Annotated in this window: 15 protein-coding genes and 1 pseudogene; 13 read left to right on the top strand and 3 right to left on the bottom strand. The window is 74.2% G+C overall.

Annotated features, from left to right (window positions below):
• Positions 1–27 precede the first annotated feature (27 nt).
• Positions 28–516 (top strand): MarR family winged helix-turn-helix transcriptional regulator, encoded by a 489-nt coding sequence (locus tag SNOUR_RS27010; RefSeq protein WP_067351932.1) that lies wholly within the window; start codon positions 28–30, stop codon positions 514–516.
• A gap of 160 nt (positions 517–676) precedes the next feature.
• A complete protein-coding gene (locus tag SNOUR_RS27005) occupies positions 677–1,300 on the top strand; it encodes a mycothiol-dependent nitroreductase Rv2466c family protein (RefSeq protein ID WP_067351929.1) in 624 nt (207 codons plus the stop codon).
• A 2-nt stretch (positions 1,301–1,302) separates the two neighbouring features.
• On the opposite strand, the gene SNOUR_RS27000 is transcribed toward SNOUR_RS27005, so the two are convergent.
• On the bottom strand, positions 1,303–2,919 hold the full coding sequence (locus tag SNOUR_RS27000) for an MFS transporter (protein WP_067351928.1): 1,617 nt from the start codon (positions 2,917–2,919) through the stop codon (positions 1,303–1,305).
• 179 nt (positions 2,920–3,098) lie between these two features.
• On the opposite strand from SNOUR_RS27000, the gene SNOUR_RS26995 reads away from it, so the two are divergent.
• Positions 3,099–4,094 (top strand): TetR/AcrR family transcriptional regulator, encoded by a 996-nt coding sequence (locus SNOUR_RS26995; RefSeq protein ID WP_067351925.1) that lies wholly within the window; start codon positions 3,099–3,101, stop codon positions 4,092–4,094.
• Positions 4,095–4,385: 291 nt separating this feature from the next.
• On the opposite strand, the gene SNOUR_RS26990 is transcribed toward SNOUR_RS26995, so the two are convergent.
• Both SNOUR_RS26990 and SNOUR_RS47255 read right to left on the bottom strand, forming a co-directional pair.
• A complete protein-coding gene (locus SNOUR_RS26990; RefSeq protein WP_067351923.1) occupies positions 4,386–5,690 on the bottom strand; it encodes a PucR family transcriptional regulator in 1,305 nt (434 codons plus the stop codon).
• 11 nt (positions 5,691–5,701) lie between these two features.
• Positions 5,702–5,848, bottom strand: coding sequence for a hypothetical protein (locus SNOUR_RS47255; RefSeq protein ID WP_167739071.1), 147 nt, complete (start codon positions 5,846–5,848; stop codon positions 5,702–5,704).
• A 329-nt stretch (positions 5,849–6,177) separates the two neighbouring features.
• Between SNOUR_RS47255 and pgfA the strand changes: the two genes are divergently transcribed.
• The 10 genes and pseudogenes from pgfA (at position 6,178) to SNOUR_RS26940 (ending at position 19,699) form a co-directional block, all read left to right on the top strand.
• Positions 6,178–7,200 (top strand): cell envelope lipid trafficking protein PgfA, encoded by a 1,023-nt coding sequence (gene pgfA / locus SNOUR_RS26985; protein ID WP_079142904.1) that lies wholly within the window; start codon positions 6,178–6,180, stop codon positions 7,198–7,200.
• Between the two features lie 246 nt (positions 7,201–7,446).
• Entirely contained in the window at positions 7,447–8,628 is a 1,182-nt protein-coding gene (locus SNOUR_RS26980; protein ID WP_067351920.1) for a glycosyltransferase family 4 protein, read from the top strand.
• 7 nt (positions 8,629–8,635) lie between these two features.
• Positions 8,636–9,361: a class I SAM-dependent methyltransferase gene (locus tag SNOUR_RS26975; RefSeq protein ID WP_067351919.1), complete on the top strand. Its 726-nt coding sequence runs from the start codon at positions 8,636–8,638 to the stop codon at positions 9,359–9,361.
• Positions 9,358–13,794 (top strand): alpha-(1->3)-arabinofuranosyltransferase domain-containing protein, encoded by a 4,437-nt coding sequence (locus SNOUR_RS26970; RefSeq protein ID WP_079142903.1) that lies wholly within the window; start codon positions 9,358–9,360, stop codon positions 13,792–13,794. The genes SNOUR_RS26975 and SNOUR_RS26970 overlap by 4 nt, the downstream gene beginning before the upstream one ends.
• Positions 13,791–15,527 (top strand): condensation protein, encoded by a 1,737-nt coding sequence (locus SNOUR_RS26965; RefSeq protein ID WP_376738549.1) that lies wholly within the window; start codon positions 13,791–13,793, stop codon positions 15,525–15,527. The genes SNOUR_RS26970 and SNOUR_RS26965 overlap by 4 nt, the downstream gene beginning before the upstream one ends.
• Positions 15,524–16,303 (top strand): class I SAM-dependent methyltransferase, encoded by a 780-nt coding sequence (locus SNOUR_RS26960; protein WP_079142902.1) that lies wholly within the window; start codon positions 15,524–15,526, stop codon positions 16,301–16,303. The genes SNOUR_RS26965 and SNOUR_RS26960 overlap by 4 nt, the downstream gene beginning before the upstream one ends.
• Positions 16,304–16,621: 318 nt before the next feature.
• Positions 16,622–17,746 carry a DMT family transporter gene (locus tag SNOUR_RS26955; protein ID WP_067351914.1) on the top strand — a complete coding sequence of 375 codons (1,125 nt, stop codon included), beginning with the start codon at positions 16,622–16,624 and terminating at the stop codon, positions 17,744–17,746.
• Between the two features lie 99 nt (positions 17,747–17,845).
• Positions 17,846–18,040: pseudogene (locus tag SNOUR_RS26950) on the top strand (Trm112 family protein); the annotation flags it as partial.
• A gap of 203 nt (positions 18,041–18,243) precedes the next feature.
• Positions 18,244–19,101, top strand: coding sequence for an FkbM family methyltransferase (locus tag SNOUR_RS26945; protein WP_067358830.1), 858 nt, complete (start codon positions 18,244–18,246; stop codon positions 19,099–19,101).
• Positions 19,085–19,699 (top strand): hypothetical protein, encoded by a 615-nt coding sequence (locus SNOUR_RS26940; RefSeq protein WP_067351911.1) that lies wholly within the window; start codon positions 19,085–19,087, stop codon positions 19,697–19,699. The genes SNOUR_RS26945 and SNOUR_RS26940 overlap by 17 nt, the downstream gene beginning before the upstream one ends.
• The last annotated feature ends 160 nt before the right edge of the window (positions 19,700–19,859 follow it).

Raw genomic sequence — 19,859 nt, 5'->3', positions numbered from 1 at the left:
GTCAAGCAATTGGGTATCCTGGTGTGTATGACAGCGCGCCCAGACCCTCTGACCGTCGAGGTGGTCGACCTCATCGGCACCGTCGTCGCCCGCTACCACGAGGAGTACGAGCGCGCCGCGGCCGAGCACTCCCTCACGGGTGCCCAGGCCCGGCTGCTGCGCCTGCTGGCGATGGAGCCGATGCCGATGCGCAAGCTCGCGCAGTGCCTGAAGTGCGAGCCGTCCAACGTCACCGGCATCGTGGACCGCCTGGAGTCCCGCGGCCTGGTGGAGCGCCGCCCCGACCCGACCGACCGCCGGGTCAAGCTGGCCGTCCCCACCGACGAGGGCCGAGCGACGGCCGACCGGCTGCGCACGTCGCTGGACTTCGCCCGCCAGCCGCTCGGCCGGTTGACGGTCGCCGAGCGCACCCTGCTCAAGCAGCTGCTCCAGCGGATGCTGGGCGTCGAACCGGAAGTGCCGGAGGCGCCCGGGACGGGTCGGGAAGCCGGGGAGCGCCGCCGAAGCGAGGGGTGAGGAGCCGTCCCGGGTCGAGGGGCGGGCGGGGCCGGGGAACGGCGCCTGCGGAGTGCGCGCGGCACCGGCCGGCGCCCGCGGCGGATGACCGAATTGGCCCAGGCACAGCGCGGCCGAGTGTCCCAGATGGACGGGCCGGTGACGCCTTAACCTGGACCGCATGACGCACCAGAACCCCAGCCGCCCCACCGTCGACTTCTACTTCGACCCCATCTGCCCGTTCGCCTGGATCACCTCCCGCTGGATCCTGGAGGTGGAGAGCCTCCGGGACATCGACCTGCGGTTCCGGGTGATGAGCCTGTCCGTGCTCAACGAGGGCCGCGAGGACCTCCCCGAGAAGTACCGCGAACTGCTGGACGCCGGCTGGGGCCCGGTGCGGGTGTGCATCGCCGCCGCCCAGGAGCACGGGGAAGAGGTGCTGCGCGACCTGTACACCGCGCTCGGCACCCGGATCCACAAGGAGGGCCGGGAGGACACCGCGGCCGTCATCGAGGAGGCGCTCGCCGAGGTCGGGCTGCCCACCGAGCTGGCCCGCGCCGCCGAGCAGGACACCTACGACGACGCGCTGCGCAAGAGCCACCACGAGGGCATGGACCCGGTCGGCGAGGACGTCGGCACGCCCACGATCCACATCGACGGGGTGGCGTTCTTCGGCCCCGTCCTGATGGCGATCCCCCGGGGCGAGGACGCGGTGCGGATCTTCGACGGGGTCCGCCTGCTCGCCGGCTACGACCGGTTCTTCGAGCTCAAGCGGACCCGTACCGGGGAATTCGACTTCAGCTGACGTCAGTTGACGGCGGCGGGTGCGGCGGCCCGGTGGGTGCCGTCCGCCGCCGTACCCGTCTCCCCGCCCTCGTCCGTCGGCGTGCGCAGACCGCGCAGCAGCACCACCGCCAGGACCGCGGCCGCGGCCATCACGCCCGCGGCGCACAGGGCGGCGGCGTGCAGCCCGTGCATGAAGGCGTCCCGGGCGGCGGACACCAGGGCATGGCCGACCCGGTCCGGGAGGTGGGCGGCGACCTCCAGGGCGCCGGCCAGGGTCTCGTGTGCCGCGTCGGCGGCCCCCTTCGGGAGGCCGGCGGGCAGCGCGCCCTCGATGTCGTCGCCGTAGACCGCGCTCCCGATGGTGCCGAGGATCGCCATGCCCAGGGCGCCGCCCAGTTCGGTGCCCGACTCCAGGACCGCCGAGGCGGAACCGGCGCGCTCGGGCGGGGCGGCGCCGAGGGCCAGTTCGTTGCCGAGCGACATCACCGCCACCAGACCGCTGGCGTAGACCGCGGCGCCGCCCAGGACGAACCACAGCGGCGAGGACGCCTCCAGCCGGGACAGCCAGAGGAAGCCGCCGGCCGCGAGGACGAAGCCGGCGGCGACCAGGTAGGCGCGGTCCAGGCGCCGGGCGAGCGCGGCGGACAGCGGCGCGATCGCGCCGACGGCGAGGGACGGCACCATGTGCCACAGCGCGGCCCGCAACGGGCTCATGCCCCGTATGGTCTGGAGGTACTGGGTCAAGAACACGGCACAGCCGACGACCGTGAACATCGCCAGCAGGTTCATCAGGACCGAGCCGCTGAACCCACGGTGCCGCAGGAGCTCCAGGTCGAGCATCGGATGGCGGGCGGTGCGCTGCCGCAGGACGAAGGCCGCGGCCGCCAGCACGCCGACGACCAGGGCGGCGACCGGCAGCACGGCCACGCCGTTCCGGGCGATCTCCTTGACGCCGTAGACGACCGGCAGCATCGCCGCCAGGGAGAGCACCGACCCCAGGAGGTCGAAGCGGCCGGCGGCGGGGTTCTTGAACTCCGGGAGCAGCAGCGGGCCGCAGATCAGCAGCAGTGCCATCGCGGGGGTGTTGACCAGGAAGACCGAGCCCCACCAGAAGTGCTCCAGCAGCGCCCCGCTGAGCACCGGGCCGATGGCGATGCCGCCGGTCACCGCCGCCGACCAGATGGCGACGGCCTTGCCGCGCTGCCGCTCGTCGGGGAAGAGGTTGCGGATCATGGCGAGGGTGGACGGCATCAGGGTGGCGCCGCCGACGCCGAGCAACGCCCGTGCGGCGATGAGCATTTCGGCACTCTGCGCGTATGCGGCCAGGCAGGAGGCGAGGCCGAAGAGCACGGCGCCGGTCAGCAGCAGCCGGCGGCGGCCGATGCGGTCGCCGAGCGCACCCATGGTGATCAGCAGGCCGGCGAGGACGAAGCCGTAGACGTCGAGGATCCACAGCTGTTGGACGGCGCTGGGCTCCAGTTGGGCCGACAGGAACGGCACGGCGAAATAGAGGACCGAGACGTCCATCGAGACGAGCAGACAGGGCAGCAGGAGGACGACCAGGGCGATCCACTCCCGGCGGCCCGCCTTCGGCACGGGCGCACCCGGCACCGTGGAGGTATACGCAGTAAACGACATGGCGGACAGCGTAGGCACCCGGGGTTTACGACACAAACACCTTGCGGCACTTGGGGATTGGGGTTCGTCACACTAGTGCACCTCGGTGAGGACGAGGGTGCCCGCGGCGCCGCTGCTACGCTCGACGGCGCGGAAAACCCGGGGAGAACCCCTCGGTGCACTAGTACGGAGGTCGTCGCGTGAACCAGTCCGCACCACCGCCCTACCGACAGATCGCGGACGCCGTCCGGGCCCGCGTCGACGCCGGCGAACTGGCCCCCGGCGACCGGGTGCCGTCGACCCGGCGGATCACCCAGGAGTGGGGCGTGGCGATGGCGACCGCCACCAAGGCGCTCGCCGCGCTGCGCCAGGAGGGCGTCGTCCGGGTCGTACCGGGAGTGGGGACGGTGGTCGCCGCACGGGGCAACCAGGGCAGCGCTCCTGACGGCCGGTCATCCGGGACGGAGGCGGCCCCCGGGGGCGCGTCGCGGGGACGGTCCGCGCGGGAGGGCGACGGGGCGCTGACGCGCGAGCGGATCGTCCGGGCCGGGATCGAGGTCGCCGACGGAGAGGGACTGCGGGCCCTTTCCATGCGCCGGGTGGCGGCGGAGTTCGGGGTCTCCTCGATGGCGCTCTACCGCCATGTCGGCGGCAAGGACGAGCTGGTGATGCAGATGGCGGACGCCGCGTTCGCCGAGGTGCGACTGCCGGAACCGGCGCCGACCGGCTGGCGGGACCGGATGGAGGCGGGCGCCCGGCTCCAGTGGGCGCTCTACCGGCGGCACCCCTGGCTCGCCCAGTATCTGTCGATCAGCCGGCCGCAGCCGATGCCGCGGGCGATGGCGGTCATCGAGTGGACCATGGCGCGGGTCGAGGGGATGGACCCGACGACGCTGCTGCACATGTCGGTGACGCTGCTGAACCACGTGCGCGCCACCGCCGCGGTGTTCGAGGACGACCTGGAGGCCGAGCAGCACACCGGGATGGACCGGGACCAGTGGATGGCCGCCATGGAACCGGCCTACGAGCGCATCCTGCGATCCGGTGGGTATCCGATGTACGCGGGGGTGGACGGGCTGGAATCGGACGCGGTGACCCTGGACACCCTCTTCGAGTTCGGGCTCGCGCGGCTGCTGGACGGGATGGGGCTGCTGGTGGAGGGGCGGCGGGGGGAGGGCGGGGGGCCTAGGGGGTGACCTAGGGGGTGGGCGAACACATCCCGTAGGGGATGCGGACGCCCCCTTCGGGGCCACAACGCGGCGCGGTGGGGAGGTATTCCGGCGGGACGCGGCGGAGAAGTACGCCGACGGAACACGGCCGCAAGGCGCTCCGACGGCACGCGGCCGGGGCATTCCGACGGAGCGCAGCCGGGAGGTGCGCCGGCGGAGCGCAGCCGGGGCATTCCCACGGAATGCAGCCGGGAGGTGCACCGGCGGGGCGCGGCGCGGCGGGAAGGTACGCCGGCAGTCCCCCGCCCCGGTCCGCCGTCAGCCGAGTTTTCCGCGTAACCGCTGGGCGCGCAGGACCAGTTCGAGTTCAAAGCGGCGGTCGGGGTCCTCGACGTCGTCGCCCCACAGTTCGCGGATCTGGCGGAGGCGGTAGCGGACGGTCTGCGGGTGGACGCCGAGGCGGGCGGCGATCTCGGGGGCACCGCCGCGGGTCTCCAGCCAGGCGAGCAGGGTCTCGGCGAGCCGCCGGCCATGGGAGGGGCCGCAGTGCTCCAGCGGGGCGAGGCGGCGGCGGGTGAGGTCCTCGATCAGTTCACCGGGCGGCAGCAGCACCAGCGCCTCGGTGTGCTCGGTGCATCGCAGCAGCTCACCGGCGGGCAGCAGTCCGCGCTCCATCAGGTCGACCGCGGAGGCCGCCCAGCGCAGCGACTTCCCGGCGTCCAGCAGCGGCACGGCGGGCCCGATGGCGCCCGACCAGCCTGCCGCGGCGCGGGAGAGCAGTTCGCTGCGGCCGGGGGCGTCCGGGTCCGGCACCACCAGGCGGGGCCGTTCGCACTCCATGTCGAGCAGGATGCCGTCCGCCACCGCGGGCGCCACCGCCTCCCGGTCCGGGCGCAACAGCACCGCCACCGCGACCCGTTCGGGCAGCGGCCAGCCGACCAACCGGGCCCGTTCGGCGAGCAGCGGACGGGGATCCCCCGGTTCCGTCGCGGGGGCGGGGAGGGGCGGGTCGCCGGGATCCGGGACGCTCGGCAGGGCGCCGTCCCGGTGGCGGCGACGGCCGTCCCGGGTCGCCGGATCCGGGTCCGCGAACAGCTGGTCCATCAGGCGGCGCTGCATCCGCAGCCGCTCGCCGGCCTGACGGGCCGCGGCCTCCGCGTAGCCGCGGACGGACTCGGCGACCAGCCCGTCGAGGTACTCGAAGCCGGACTCGGCCAGTTCGTACATCGCGGGGGCGGGGATGGCGACCTCCTGGCCGATCTCCGCCAGTCGCCGCCAGGCCAGGCGCACGCCCAGCCGGTAGATCGCCTGGAGGACGTCCAGGCTGCGGCCCTGGATCACCTCGCCGCGGCCGAACTCCTGGAAGACGCGCGGGTGGACGTGCGGCCGGTCCAGGCCGGCGGTGAGGTGCCCGACGAACTGCTCCAGGGACTGCCGGATGCCGACCAGGGCCCGCGGCTCCCCCGACCCGTCGGGGATCAAAGGGAGTTGGGGGTACTCCCGGCGGATCTCCCGGAAGATCTCCTGCGCCAGCGCGGGCACTTCCTCCAGCGCCAGGGCGGCGAACCGGTGCACCTGATAGGGCGGCACCTCCCGCCACGCAGAGCGGACCGCGGTCACCACTGCGGCGGCCCTTACGCGCCGGGCCGGCCGAAGGTCACCAGCGGTACGTTCGGCTGCTCGGGCGTGGCCTCCAGGGCGGCGACGATGCCCAGTGCGGCGCCCACGGCCAGGGCGGCGGCGGCCAGGGCGGTCAGCGCGGCGGCGAGCGTGCGGTGCATGGCGCGGCGATCCCTTCGTCGGCAGCCGGTACCGGGAGAGCGGCGCGAGCGGTACCGGGAGAGCGGAACAGAGGAGCACGTCGGCAGGCGTACGGCCGCGGGGCGGACGGCCCTGCGGCCCCGCGGCCCGCAGGGCCCAACGGCTCGGGAGACCGGCGGCGGTGCCGCGTTCCCACCGCGCGGCGCCGCTTCGGTCGTGGTGCCTGCCGAGTGTGGAAGGGCATTGACGCGCTGTCAAGGGTTCGCTTACGTTCCCGGCCCATGGCGCCGCGTCGCGGCGCCGCACGTGCACCAGGGCGTGTTCCCCCACCGCTTCCAGGAGTGCTCGTATGCGTCAATCCAGATATCCCGGCTCTTCCGCCGCCGACTCCGATTCCCCCTCTCCCTCCCCCGTACCCCGCACCGCCTCGCCGCTCTCCCTGGCGCTCCTCGGCGCCGGCGTGTTCCTGCTGGTGCTGGCCCCGCTGCTGATCTGGTACGTGACGCCGCGGGCCGCGGTCACCCCCGTCGACGTGGACGTCACCACGGTCTTCACCGGCACCGGCAGCTACTTCGACACCGACGCGCTGACCACCCGGGACGGGCAGCGGATCACCATCACCCGGCACGTGCTGGGCGACGTCGCGGCCAGCGAGCAGAGCGGGCGGGCGGTCTGGGACGTGTCCACGGCGGTCGACACCCCGCGGACGCTGCCCCTTAAGGACCCGCGCAGGGCGTTCCAGTGGACCACCGGCCGCTGGGTCACCGACCGGCGCAGCAACGCCCCGGTGCACTGCTGCGGGGAGAGTCCCACCCGCTTCGACGGGGACGCCTACCTGAAGTTCCCTTTCTCGGTGGAGAAGAAGACCTACCGCTGGTGGGACGACACCCTCGGCGCGGCCGTCCCGCTCCGCTTCGCCGGCACCACGCAACTGCGGGGGATCACCGGCTACCGCTTCACCGGGACCGTGCCGGCCACCCGGACCGGCACCCGGCAGGTCCCCGGGCGGCTGGTCGGCCGCCCGGGGCAGGGCCAGATCCAGGCCGAGGAGTGGTACGCCAACACCGGGATCGAGCTGGTCGTCGAGGAGCGCACCGGGCGGATCGTCGACGCGTCGATCTCGCCGGTCAAGACGCTGCGGGCACCCGGCGCCCGGCGGGACGCGGTCGTGCTGCTGCGGGCCCGGAACCTGGCGTTCACGCCCGCCACCCGCCGGGCGCAGATCGCCCTGGCGCGGGCCGACAGCGGGAAGTTGGCCCTGGTCGGACGGACGCTGCCGACCGCCGCCGGCGCGGCCGGCGGGGTGCTCGCGGTGGCCGGCGGGGTGCTGGTGGCCCGCGGGCGGCGCGGTGGCCGATTCTCAGCGGCGTGAGGACGCAACGGGCGGGAGCGGAGCGGATTTTGTCACCCCGGTGAGTAGCCGCGGGCCCGCCCCGGCGCGAACACTGTGCCTCCCACCGGGAACACGCCCCCGCACGCCCCGTACCGACCGTCCCCCGCCCGCTCGCACACCCACCCGTCCCCGTACGTCTCCGCACGACCCGCACGACCCGCACGACTCAGCACGCAGTACGTCCCCCACCGCAGGTACCGCACCCTGAGACGAGTTGGATCGCACATGCCCCAGCATGTCCCCCCCTCCCCTCCGCTACCCGCCGCGTCCCCGGCACCGCCGGCACCCCGTGCACCGGCCGCGGCCGCCGCTCCGGCCGCCGGCGCCGCCCCGCTCCCCCGCCGGATCGTGTTCCTGGCCCGCCGCGACCTGGGCAACCCCGCCGCCGGCGGCTCCGAACTGCTGGTGGACCGGATCGCCGACGGGCTCACCGCCCACGGCCACCAGGTCACCCTGCTGTGCGGCGGACCGGCCTCCGACCGCGGCTACCGGGTCGTCTCGGCGGGCGGCGACGCCGGCCACTTCCTGCGCGTCCCCCGCCAGGTGGCGCGCCGGGCCGGCGGCTGCGACCTGCTGGTCGAGGTCTGCAACGGCATGCCCTACCTCGCGCCGCTGTGGCACCGCGGCCCGACGCTGTGCCTGGTCAACCACGTCCACACCGACCTGTGGCGGATGCGCTACCCGGCGCCCGCCGCCCGGCTCGGCCGCCGCCTGGAGCGCTGGGCGCTGGCCGGCACCCACCGCGGCAACCTGATGGTCGCGGTGTCCGACTCGACCGCCGCCGCCCTTCAGGAACTCGGCGTCGCGCCCGACCGGATCCGGCTCGTCCACAACGGCGTGGAGGAACCCGGTCCGCTCGTCCCCGAGGCCCCCGAGCCGCTGTTCCTGGCCATGGGCCGGCTCGTCGAGTACAAGCGGATCGATCTGCTGCTGCGGCTGTGGGAACGGGTCCGTCCGGTCACCGGCGGCCGGCTGGTGATCGTCGGCGACGGCCCGGAGCGCGCCCGGCTGACCGCGCTGGCCGGCCCCGGCGTCACCTTCACCGGCCGGATCTCCGAACAACGCAAACACCAACTGCTTTGCTCGGCCTGGCTGTTGCTGCACCCCTCCCTCGTCGAGGGCTGGGGCCTGGTGGTGATGGAGGCCGCCGCGCGCCGCACCCCCACCATCGGCTTCGACGTCCCCGGCCTGCGGGACTCCGTCGAGGACGGCACCACCGGACTGCTGGCTCGCGGCGAGAGCGCCTTCGCCGCGCACTGGTGCACCCTGGGCCTGAGCGCCCGCCGGCGGCACGCGCTGGGCGCCGCGGCGGCCGACCGCGCCGCCCGCTTCAGATGGAGCCGGACCGTCCGCAGCTTCCGGGCGGTCGCCGCGGAGGCGTACCTGCGGCCGCTCCCCGGGCGGTGACCGCCCCGTGCGCGACCCCTCGCTGCGCAGGTCCCTGGCCCTCTTCCGGGCCTTCCTGAACGAACCGACCGACCCCGAACACTGCTACCGGCTGCTCGCCCGGGACGCCGCCGACCAGGTCGAACGCCATATCCCGCTGCACGGCGCGGTGGTCGCCGACGTCGGCGGCGGCAGCGGCCACTTCACCGAGGAGTTCCGCCGCCGCGGCGCCCACGGCTACCTCTTCGAACCCGACCCCGCCGAACTCACCGCCCGCGGCCGGACCCCCGACGGCGCGGTGCTCGCCGACGGCTACCTGCTGCCGCTCGCCGACGGCACCGCCGACGTCTGCTTCTCCTCCAACGTCCTGGAGCACGTCGCCGACCCGCAGACCTTCCTCAGCGAACTGGTGCGGGTCACCCGCCCCGGCGGCCTGATCTACGTGGCGTTCACCAACTGGCTCTCCCCCTGGGGCGGCCACGAGACCGCCCCCTGGCACTACCTCGGCGCCGAACGGGCCCGCCGCCGCTACCACCGGCGCACCGGCCGCCCCGCCAAGCACACCCTGGGCGAGAACCTCTTCGCCGTGCACGTCGGCCGCACCCTGCGGCAGGTCCGGGCCCGGGACGACGTCGCGGTGGTCACCGCCCGCTCCCGCTACGCGCCGTTCCTCGCCGAGACCATCCCCCGCCTCCCCGGCGTCCGCGAGATCGCCACCTGGAACCTCCTCCTCATCCTCCGGCGGTTGCCATGACCCAGACGCTGAAGATGTCCCCGTCCCCCGGAGCGCCCGACGCCGGCGGCACCCCGGCCACCGCCCCCGCGCCACCGCCCGACACGCCCCGGCGCCGGCGCTGGCTGCTGGCGTTCTGGGCCGCCGTGCTGGTCGCGTTCCTGGCACCCTCGCCGGGGAAGATGACGTTCGAGACCAAGCTGGGGGTGGCCGCCGCCCCCGGGCGGTTCCTCGCCGACCTCGGCCACATGTGGCACGACCGGGCCGGCTTCGGCGGCCTCGCCGACCAGTACATCGGCTACGCCTTCCCCTCCCTCCCGTATTACGGCGCGGCCCACGTCGTCCACCTGCCCGTCTGGCTCGCCGAACGGCTGTGGATGTCGCTGATCGTCACCACCGCCTTCTGGGGCGCCCTGCGGCTCGCCGAACGGTTCCGCGCCGGCACCCCGCCGACCCGGCTCCTGGGCGCCGCCTGCTACGCCCTGTGGCCCGCCTTCACCCTCGTCATCGGCTCCACGTCCGCCGCCGCGCTGCCCGGCGCGGTGCTGCCCTGGGTGCTGCTGCCGCTCACCGACCCGCGACGGGGCCCCCGCACCGCGGCGACCCGTTCGGCCCTGCTGATCCCCTGCATGGGCGGCGTCAACGCGGCCTCCACCCTGGCCTCCCTGCTGCCCGCGCTGCTGTATCTGCTCTCCCGTACGGGACCGCGCCGCCGCGCCCTGCTCACCTGGTGGCTGCCGGGCGTCGCGCTGGCCACCGCCTGGTGGGCGATCCCGCTGCTCCTCCTGGGCCTGCACGGCGAGAACTTCATGCCGTTCATCGAACAGGCCGACACCACCACCGGCACCATGTCCGCCACCGAACTGCTGCGCGGCGCCGGCAACTGGGTCGGCTACCTCAACTTCGGCAAACCCTGGCTGCCCGCCGGCTGGACCCTGACCGGGAACGCCGTCGCCGTCGCCGGCTCGGCCCTGGCCGCCGCCCTGGGCCTGGCCGGCCTGGCCCGCCGCGACCTGCCCGAACGCCGCTGGCTGCTGCTCACCGTGCTGACCGTCGCCCTGATCACCCTGGCCGGCTACGGCGGCACCCTCGGCGGCCCCCTGCACGGCCCGTGGCAGGACTGGCTGAACGGCTGGCTGCGCCCGTTCCGCAACATCTACAAGTTCACCCCCGGCCTCGGACTGGCCCTCGCCCTGGGCCTGACCCACCTGCTGGCCGCCGTCCGGTGGACGGGCACCGGGCGGCGCGCCACCCGCCCGGCCGCCGCCCGCCGACTGCCCGCCGCCGTCGCCGCGCTGCTGGTCCTGCCGGCCCTCGCCCTGCCGTACCTCAACGGCAACGTCCTCCAGCCCGGCGCCTTCACCCAACTCCCCACCTACTGGCGGCAGACCGCCGACTGGCTCAAGGACCACACCCACGGCAGCCGCTCCCTGGTCGTCCCCGCCACCGCACACGGCCTGTTCACCTGGGGCTCCCCCATCGACGACCCCCTCGACGTACTCGCCCGATCCCCCTGGGCGCAGCGCGACTTCGTGCCCTTCGGGACCCCCGGCTCGCGCCGCGCCCTGGACGCCGTCGAACAGGCGCTGCTCACCGGTGCCGAGGTCCCCGGCCTGCGCGACTACCTGCACCGGGCCGGCATCCACGACGTCGTCGTCCGCAACGACCTCGACCCCGACCAGATCGGCTACGTCCCCCCGCAGACCGTCGAACGCACCCTGGAGGCGTCCGGCTACCGCAAGGCCGCCGCCTTCGGCCCGCTCACCACCGGCGGCCGGATCCCCGCCGAAGCCCCCCTCCAGGTGCAGGGCCTCTACCCGCGCCAACGCTCCGTCGAGGTCTACCGACCGCAGGGCGTCCCCGAACCGGGCCCCGTCACCGCCCCCGCCGCCGCGGACACCGCCCAGCTCAGCGGCGGGCCGGAAGCCCTCCTCCAGCTCTCCGCCGACCCCGCGCTGCGCAACCGTGCCACCGTCCTGTCCGGCGACCGCCACCCCGGCCTCGGCACCCCGCCGCTCCAGCTCACCGCCGACGGGCTGCGCCGCGCCGACACCCGCTTCGGCCTGGTCAACAGCAACACCTCGTACACCTACACCGCCGACGAGACCAACCTCCCCGGCAGCCTCCAGGACCCCGGCCGCCCACCGCGGCAGATCCTCCCGACCTCCGGCATCGACCACCAGACCACCGCGGTGCTCCGCGGCGCCGCCTCCGTCACCGCCTCCTCCAGCGGCAACTGGCTCTTCCACCTGCCGCAGTACGACCCGGTCAACGCCTTCGACGGCAACCCCGACACCGCCTGGGCGGAGGGCAGCGCCGGCAACCCCGTCGGCCAGTGGATCCGCATCGCCTTCACCAACCCCACCACCATTCCCGCGAGCCTCTCCGTCACCCCGCTGCGCGGCGACGGACTCCGCGCCGCCCCCACCGCCGTCCGCGTCCAGACCGACCGCGGCAGCGCCGACAGCACCCTCCGCCCCGACGGCTCCCGCCAGCAGATCAAGGCGCCCCCGGGCAGGGCGGCCTGGCTCCAACTCACCATCCGCGGCTCGCAGAACCCGCGCGCCGGCCTCTCCGGCGCCGGCTTCACCGAGATCTCCATCCCCGGCGTCCAGGTCACCCGGCTGCTCCAACTCCCCACCGACGCCACCCGATCCGACTCCCCCTCCCAGGTCATCTCCCTCCACCGCGGCAGCGACCCCGGCGGCCTCTCCCCCGTCTCCGCCGAGATCGGCCTGCACCGCCAGTTCAGCACCGGCCGCACCGCCCCCTACACCGTCTCCGGCACCGCGCTCGCCGTCCCCGGCACCGCCCTCGACCGGCTCCTGGACAAGGTCGCCCCCGAACAGAAGGACCGCATCACCGCCACCGCCGACTCCACCAGCTTCGGCTTCGGCCAGTCCCTCAGCCCCCGCAACCTCGTCGACGGCGACCTGACGACGGCCTGGATCGCCGGCGACAAACCCACCCTCCACCTGCGCTGGCCCGGCAAGAAGAAGATCGACCAGATCGTGCTGGCCGCCGCCGGCGGCATCTCCACCCGCCCCGAGCAGATCCAGCTCGACTCCCCCTACGGCGCGGCCACCGCCGGCGTCGACGAGAACGGCCTGGCCCGCTTCGACCCGATCACCACCGACCGCCTCGACATCACCATCAGCAAGGTCAAGGAACTCACCCTCAGCAACCCCGTCGCCGGCCAGGCCCTGCAACTCCCCGTCGGCCTCAGCGAGGTCTACATCCCCGCCCTCGACGCCTACCGCACCCCGCGCCCGGCCCCCAACAAGCGCTTCGCCCTCCCCTGCGGCCAGGGCCCGGCGCTCGCCGTCGACGGCATCCTGTACGCCAGCCGGGCCAGCGGCTCGATCCGCGACCTCACCGACCGCCGCCCCATCGACGTGCAGCTCTGCGGTCCCGCCGTCACCGACGGTCGGCTGCTGCTGCGCGCCGGCCAGCACCGCGTGGAGGCCGGCGACCAGGGCCCGTTGGCGATCACGGACGTGACATTGGGCCGAGGACCGGCGGCCGCGGCCATGTCGCCCTCGGTGAACACCCGGTCGTCCGCCGACGCCCGGTCGTCCGCCGACGCGCGCTCGTCCGCCGGACCGCGGTCCTCCACCGACGTCCGGCCTCCTGCCGACGCGCGGTCCACCGACACCCCCGACACGGCACGGACCCCCGACAGCGCACGGGCCGTCGCGGCCGAAGACTGGACCGGCGACCACCGCACCGTCACCATCGGCGCCGGCCCGGCCGCCTACCTCCAACTCCACGAGAACGCCAACGACGGCTGGCACGCCACCCTCGACGGCCGGGAACTCGCCCCGCTCCGCGTGGACGGCTGGCAACAGGCGTTCCTCGTCCCGGCCGGCGCCGGCGGCACCGTCACGCTCTCCTACGCCCCGGCCACCTCCTACGACACGGGCCTCGTCGCCGGCGCGCTGGGCATCGTCGCGCTCCTCGCCTCCGCCCTGATCCGCCGCACCCGCCCCACCCCGGGCACCCCGCCCGCCGCGCCGCCGCAACCGCCCGCCCCGTCCTGGGTCCTGGGCACGCTGGCCCTGACCGCGGTGGTGGCCCTGGCGGCCGGGCCGTACGCGCTGATCGTCGCGCCGCTGGCCCTGGTGGCCCGCCTCCGGCCGCGAGCACTGGTACCGCTGGCCGGCACCGCGATGCTCGCGGCCGGCATCACCGCCGCCGTCGGCGCGGGCCACCCCGCCGCCGACCACGAGGGCGCCTTCAGCGGGCTCGCCCAGGCCCTGGCCCTGCTGGCACTCGCGGCAGCCGTCGTCACCCTGCCGACGCCCGCACCCGACACCTCCGCCACGGCCGACGCCCCACCACCGGACGTTGTCGCCCCACCGCCCGACGCTGCCGTCCCACCACCGGACGCCGGCACGGTACCCCCGGCCACCAGCCGGCCCCCTGCCACCAGCCAGGAGGACACCTCACGATGACCGCCCTGGAACCAGCCCGACCGGTCCAACCGGTCCAACCGGCTCAACCGGCTCAACCGGCTCAACCGGCTCAAGACGACCCGCCGAGGAGTCGGGGCGTCCACCCCCGCACCACCGCACCCGCCCGTCCTCACCACCCCGCGCGCATCCCGTTCCCCCTGGTGGACGAGATCTCCCGGCACTGCCTGGAGGACGACGAACCGGAGACCGTCCACATAGAGGTGCACCTCCCCGGCCGACTCGACCACGAACGGCTGCGCACCGCGTTCCACCAAGCCCTCGCCCGCCATCCGCGCGTCCTGATGCGCCAGGTGCCGACCCGCTGGTGGCACCGCCACTACACCTGGCAGCTCACTTCGGCCCCGGACGTGGACGCGGTCGTCTTCCCGCCGCCGGGCCCCGACGCCCTCGCCCATGCCCGGGCCCGTGCGCTCACCGACTGCCCTCCCCTGGACGCCTCGCCCCCCGTCCGCCTGGAGGTCATCGAGCCCGCGCACGCCGCCCCCGTCGACGACCGTCGACCAGCGGCCCCCTCCGCCGGCACCGTGCTGCTGCTCACCCTCCACCACACCGCCCTGGACGGCCCGGCCTGCCTCCGCATCCTGGCCACCGCCGCCGAACTGTACGCCGGGTCCACAGGCCCGGCCGGGTCAACAGAACCGGCGGGCCGTACAAGCCCATCCGGGCCGGCAGATCCGCCCGAGCCGCCCACCCATCCCACCCATCCCACTCACCCCACCCATCCACCTCACCCACCTCATCCGCCCTATCCACCGCAACTGCCTGGCCGCTCCCGCCCGGGACTCCTCACCCGCCCGGCCCGCCTCGCCCCCGACCACTCCACGCCACCCACCAACCCGACGACCAGCAGCACCAGCAGCACCAGCGGCAGCGGCAACGGCAACGGCAACGGCATGCTCCTCACCGAACTCTCCGTCCCCACCCGCCCCCCACACCCCACCGGCGAACGGCCCCCCTACACCGTCAACGACCAACTCCTGGTCGCCACCTACCTGATGGCCGCCCGCTGGAACCAGCTCCACGACCGCCCCGCCGCCCCCGTCGTCATCACCATGCCCATCGACGACCGCTCGCGAGGCCCCCACATGCCCATCGGCAACGGCACCCGCCTCGCCGCCGTCCCCTTCCCGTCCACCACACCACCCCTCACGCCACACACCAGCCCGGGCGTTGCTCCCCGCACCACCTCGACCCCCACCCCCCTCACCCGTCTCCTGCACCACACATCCGCCCATACCCGGGCCCTGAAGTCGACCACTCCCCGTTCCCCGCTCGGCCTGCCCGCCGCCGTGCTGGCCTCCCTCCCCCTCCCCGTCGGGCCCCGTCGAGCCCTCACCCGTGCCCTCCGCTCCCTCGCCGCCCCCTGGACGCCCACCACCCTCCTCTCCAACATCGGCCGCGTCCCGTACCCCCTGGACTTCGGCGAAACGGGCGGCCGGGCGACCGCGGTGTGGTTCTCCGCGCCGGCCCGGATGCCCCGCGGTCTGAGCATCACCACCGCCGCCACCTGCGACGGGGACCGCATCCACCTCGCCCTCCGCTGGTCCCGCGCCCTCCTCGACGAGGCCGCCGCCACCCGCCTGCTCGACCTCTTCCGCTCCTCCCTCGCCGCCACCGCCTGGCCCCCGACCGCCGCACCCGCCACCCGGCCCCCGGGAACCGCCCCCGCGCCAGGCCCCGTCCCCCCGGCGGAAGAAGGCGGCACCCCATGACCACCACCCCCCTTCGGAGCTTCTACGAGAACCCCGCGGTGCCGGTCGCGTCCGGCGACGCCCGCAGCCGACGACAGGCCCGGCTCCTGGCGCGCGCCCTCGGCCCCGTACACGCCGGCGCGCCGCCCGCCACCGTCCTGGACATCGGCTGCGGCGACGGCACCGCGGCGGCCACCGCCGCCGACGTCCTCACAGGTCACCGCGTCATCGGCGTCGACTGGTCCCAGGACGCCCTCCGCCGCGCCGCCACCCACATCGGACACGTCGTACGCGGCGAACTCACCGACGGCGGGCTCCCGTTCGCCACCGGCTCGGCCGACGCCGTCCTCTTCAGCGAGGTCATCGAGCACCTCGTCGACCCCGACGCCGCCCTCGACGAACTCCGCCGCGTGCTACGCCCGGGCGGCCATCTGCTGCTCTCCACCCCGAACCTCGCCGCCTGGTACAACCGCGGCCTCCTGCTGGCCGGTGTCCAGCCCGTCTTCTCGGAGGTCAGCCTGCGCGCCATCCACGGCCGCCCCGGCAGCCAGGTCGTCGGCCATCTGCGCCTCTACACCGCCCGCGCGCTCCGCGCCTTCCTCACCGCCTCCGGCTTCGATGTCATCCGCATCGCCGGCGCCCCATACCACGACGTCCCCCGCCCGCTCCGCCCCTTCGACCGCGCCGCCTGCCACGCCCCCTCCCTCGCCTCCATCCTCCTGGCCCACGCCCGCCCCCACCCCACTCACCACAACCACCCCCTCCACCCCACCCACCCCGCCCGCCACACTCTGTAACGAACCCGGGAACAAAACTACACTCCGTAATCGTTGCCGAAATAGCAAGGAAGGAGGCCCCCGCAAGGCACACCCACCGGCCCCACCCCGGAACCACCACCACCCAAACCAAAGAACAACCCGAGCCACCAAAGAACAGCCACAGAACAGCCACCGAAGACCACCCGAGCCACCCCAGCCACAGGGAGCCACCAAAGACCGTCCAAGCCACCCGAGAAAGCGAGCCATCCGAGCAAGCAAGCCGGCCCGGCGCAAGCGAGCCGCCCCAGCAAGCCAGTCACCCCGGACACGCGAGTCCCCCGAGAAGGAGGTAGGCCCATGCTCTGGTGGGGCGTGGCGTCCGCACTGCTCGCCAACGTCCTCTACAGCACCGGCTTCGTCCTGGAGAAACGCGCACTCGCCACCCTCCCCGCCCTCAGCACCCACCGCCCCGCCCGCCTCATACGCCATCTCCTCAGCAGCCCCCTGTGGCTCGGCGGCTCACTCGCCCTGGCCGCGGGCTTCGCCGCCCAACTCGCCGTCTACCGCACCCTCCCCATAGCCGCCGCCCAGGGCATCTTCATCTCGGGGCTGGTCCTGCTCCTGCTCATGTCCTCTGCGCTGCTCGGCGAGCGCACCAGCGGCCGGGAGCGGCAGGGCATAGCGGCGATCCTGATGGCACTCGTACTGGTCGTCGCCTCCCTCCGGAACGACGACGCCCGGGCCATCGCCCGCACCGCCCCGCCCGCGACGCTGCTCACGATCGCCGTACCGTCCCTGGCCGCGGGACTGCTGCTGTACCGCTCGGCGGAGCTGCGCGCCCGCCGCCGCCACCGTCGGCCAACCGCCGGCGTCCCCTACGGGGTGGCCGTCGGGCTCCTCTACGGCGTCAGCTCGCTGGCCATCAAGGGCGTCTCCGGCCTGCTCGACTTCCACGACCTCCGGGCCGCCGCGTTGGCTGTCCTCCGCTCGCCCTACCCGTACCTGCTCCTCGTCACCGGGGCCGCCGGCCTGGTCCTGTCCCAGACCGCCCTGCAACGCTGCCGAGCCTCGGTGATCGTGCCCGTCTGCACCACGGTGACGTGCGTCTTCACCGTCGCCTGCGGCACCGTGGCGTTCGGCGAACCGCTGCCCGGCGACCCCCTCCGCCTGGCACTGCGCCTGGGCGGCACGACCGTGGCCCTCACGGTCCTCCTGGCGCTCCCACGCCACGAAGCACCCCCGCCGCCCCACCGCGACGCACCCACTCCGCCGCAACGCCACCCACCCGCACTTCCGCGCAGCGAGACATCCGCACCCTCCGCACCGGGAGCACCCCACAAACCCGAGCCGGCGACGACCGCGCCCCCGCCGACAGCCCCAAGGGTTGCGACTACAGCTCACCGAACCCCTCAACCACCCGTGACCACAAGCAACATGACCTACCCGACGAAGGGACTGATCAATGGCGAGGCCGAGCGATGAGCCGAGCGAAGCGATGAGCCACGCGATGAGCCACGCGCGATGCGCGATAACCAAGTCGAGCGTGGGGGAGTCGAGTGTCGAGCGTGGAGGGAGTGGATCGTGAAGCCTGACGATGCGCTGTTGAAGATTCTGGCGTGCCCGATCGACAAGGGGCCCCTGGTGCTCTTGGCCTCCGAGGAAGCGCTCTACAACCCGCGGCTGCGTCGGCGCTATCCGATCCTCGACGGGATTCCCCAGTTGCTCCCGTCCTCCGGGGAGCAGGTATCGGAAGACGAACACGAACGCGCAATACGCGAGAGCAAGGACAGGAACGAGATCGAGGGCGAGCTCGCGGACGAGATCGAGGAGGTGGGGACGACGGAGTCAGGAACGGAGGCAGGAGCGGGAACGGGAACGGGAAGGGCGCCAGGTGGAGCCGCGGGAGGAGCGGCAGGAGTCACAGAGCCCGGGCCGGAGAGGGTGGCGTCCGGGTGGGGGCCCGGGGCGGGGGCCGGGTCATGACGTTCGCGGCGCGGGTGGGGCCCTGGCTGCCGGGGCGCATGGTGTCGGCACTGGCGGCCGGGCTCTACCCACGGTTCGAACCGGAACTGGGGCGACTGCCCGACTTCTGCCCGGCAGGTGGTACGGCCGTGGACGTCGGAGGGTGGTACGGCCCATGGACCCGGCGCCTGGCACGCCGCGCGGACCGGGTCGTCACCATCGAGCCCGTCCCCCACCTGGCTCGCCTGCTCGCCTCGACCACGCCGGCGCACGTGGACGTCGTATCCGCCGCGGCCGCCGACCACGCCGGTTGCGCCACGCTCTGGCTCCCTCCGGACGGCCGCGGCGACCGCGGGGTCTCCTCACTCGTACGCCGTGAGGTGCACTCCGCCACCCTGGACGTCCCCTGCCTCCCCCTGGACGCGCTGCGCCTCACCGCCGTCACCCTCATCAAGATCGATGTGGACGGCGGCGAGCTTGCGGTACTACGCGGCGCGGCACGCACCATCGAGCGCGAACTTCCGGCCCTCTTCGTGGAGTTGGAGACCCGCATCCAACCGCTGGCGCCCGTCCTGGAGTGGACGGCCGCCCGTGGATATCGCGGCTGGGTACTGCCACACGACCGCTGGCTGCCGCTGGTCGACTTCGATCTGTCCGCCCATCAGTCCCGTACCTCCTACGTCGCCGAACACGGTCTGCTGCGCCGCTCCCTCGCCCCGCACCGCCGCTACGTCAATTCCGTGCTCTTCCTCCCCGACGGCGTCCGCCCCGGTCCCGCGCACGCCGCGGGTCCCACGCGCACCGCGCCGACTGCCGCCTCCGCACCTCCCACGGCCGTCATCCACGACCATGTCCATCATGAGCCCCGCCACTGACAATGCCCCGCCCGCCGGCTCCGGCGCCCCCTCCGACCTGCCCGGACCCCTCGCCTTCCAGCTCGTACTGCTGCGTCGAATGGCAGACCACCAGCCCGTCCTCGTCGAGAACGCCCTCCGCCAACTACGGGCCACCCGTGCCCAGATGCGCGAGGCCAACCGTCGCTGGCAGGCCCGGATGCACGGCCCACGGGCGCGCGCCGGCGTCCAGCCGTACCGTGCACTGCTCGGTACGCCGGAGGCCGTCGCCACCCGCCGCATCGGCGACCTGACCTGCGAGGCACTGACCTGGCCGATCCCCCTCTGGCCGGACCTGCGGTTCGAGGTGCTCACCGCGCCCGGGGGCGGCGTCTGGAACGCCTGGCTCGTACGCGCACCCGGCGCCCCCGGACCCGACATCCGGACGACCGCGGACCTCGCCCCCTGGTCCTGCACGGTCGACGAGGTCGCCCGCGCCTTTCCCCCGGCTCGCCCGATGGAGGGCAGCGCCCCCACCCGCTGGCGCCTGGCCTGCAGCGCCCCCGGACCGGACGGTGCACCCCAGGACGTGGTCGCGGAGTTCACCTGGGGCCTTTTCCAACGGCGAGTGGAGGGGTGAGCGAAAGCGAGAAGCAGGAGCGGGAGAGGAGAGGAGAGGAGAGGGGAAGGGAAGAGGGGCGGGAGGATCAACGAGATGAACTCGATGGCTGACCGAGGGCCCGAACTGACGCCTCGTAGAGGACCGGCCGCAACATCCGCCCCCGAAGGCTGACATGCAG

This window comes from Streptomyces noursei ATCC 11455, assembly GCF_001704275.1.
GTDB lineage: Bacteria > Actinomycetota > Actinomycetes > Streptomycetales > Streptomycetaceae > Streptomyces > Streptomyces noursei.
This window is presented reverse-complemented; position numbering and strand designations above follow the sequence as displayed.

Bases quoted from the DNA above. Each gene is read 5' to 3' on its own strand.
- pgfA (WP_079142904.1), top strand. From the start codon at position 6,178: ATGCGTCAATCCAGATATCCCGGCTCTTCCGCCGCCGACTCCGATTCC.
- SNOUR_RS47255 (WP_167739071.1), bottom strand. From the start codon at position 5,848: ATGCACCGCACGCTCGCCGCCGCGCTGACCGCCCTGGCCGCCGCCGCC.
- SNOUR_RS27000 (WP_067351928.1), bottom strand. From the start codon at position 2,919: ATGTCGTTTACTGCGTATACCTCCACGGTGCCGGGTGCGCCCGTGCCG.
- SNOUR_RS26965 (WP_376738549.1), top strand. From the start codon at position 13,791: ATGACCGCCCTGGAACCAGCCCGACCGGTCCAACCGGTCCAACCGGCT.
- SNOUR_RS26940 (WP_067351911.1), top strand. From the start codon at position 19,085: ATGAGCCCCGCCACTGACAATGCCCCGCCCGCCGGCTCCGGCGCCCCC.
- SNOUR_RS26960 (WP_079142902.1), top strand. From the start codon at position 15,524: ATGACCACCACCCCCCTTCGGAGCTTCTACGAGAACCCCGCGGTGCCG.
- SNOUR_RS26970 (WP_079142903.1), top strand. From the start codon at position 9,358: ATGACCCAGACGCTGAAGATGTCCCCGTCCCCCGGAGCGCCCGACGCC.
- SNOUR_RS27005 (WP_067351929.1), top strand. From the start codon at position 677: ATGACGCACCAGAACCCCAGCCGCCCCACCGTCGACTTCTACTTCGAC.
- SNOUR_RS27010 (WP_067351932.1), top strand. From the start codon at position 28: ATGACAGCGCGCCCAGACCCTCTGACCGTCGAGGTGGTCGACCTCATC.
- SNOUR_RS26980 (WP_067351920.1), top strand. From the start codon at position 7,447: ATGCCCCAGCATGTCCCCCCCTCCCCTCCGCTACCCGCCGCGTCCCCG.
- SNOUR_RS26955 (WP_067351914.1), top strand. From the start codon at position 16,622: ATGCTCTGGTGGGGCGTGGCGTCCGCACTGCTCGCCAACGTCCTCTAC.
- SNOUR_RS26945 (WP_067358830.1), top strand. From the start codon at position 18,244: ATGACGTTCGCGGCGCGGGTGGGGCCCTGGCTGCCGGGGCGCATGGTG.